Source organism: [Mycoplasma] falconis (assembly GCF_006385795.1).
Classification (GTDB): domain Bacteria; phylum Bacillota_I; class Bacilli_A; order Mycoplasmatales; family Metamycoplasmataceae; genus Metamycoplasma; species Metamycoplasma falconis.
On sequence record NZ_VFSS01000027.1, the window covers coordinates 1 to 579 of the forward strand.

General features: G+C 63.6%; 1 protein-coding gene. It reads left to right on the forward strand.

The window, feature by feature from the left end; translation table 4 throughout:
* On the forward strand, positions 1 to 579 hold a 579-nt coding region (locus FJO69_RS07730; RefSeq protein ID WP_498063505.1), incomplete at both ends, for an inositol-3-phosphate synthase.

The following is a 579-nucleotide window of genomic DNA, read 5'->3' on the forward strand; positions in this document are numbered from 1 at the left end:
AGGAAGCCGACAAGTTCTACGCCCAGTGTGCTATCGACGCCGGGGTGGCGTTCGTCAACGCGCTGCCGGTGTTCATCGCCTCCGACCCGGTGTGGGCCAAGAAGTTCACCGACGCCAGGGTACCCATCGTCGGTGATGACATCAAGAGCCAGGTCGGCGCGACGATCACCCACCGGGTGCTGGCCAAGCTGTTCGAGGACCGCGGCGTGCAGCTCGACCGCACCATGCAGCTCAACGTGGGCGGCAACATGGACTTCCTCAACATGCTCGAACGTGAACGGCTGGAGTCCAAGAAGATCTCCAAGACCCAGGCCGTCACTTCGAATCTGAAGCGCGAGTTCAAGACCAAGGACGTACACATCGGCCCGTCCGACCACGTCGGATGGCTCGACGATCGCAAATGGGCCTATGTCCGTCTTGAGGGCCGCGCCTTCGGAGATGTGCCGTTGAACCTGGAGTACAAGCTCGAGGTGTGGGACTCGCCAAACTCGGCCGGCGTCATCATCGACGCGGTGCGGGCGGCCAAGATCGCCAAGGACCGCGGCATCGGCGGACCGGTGATCCCGGCGTCGGCCTACC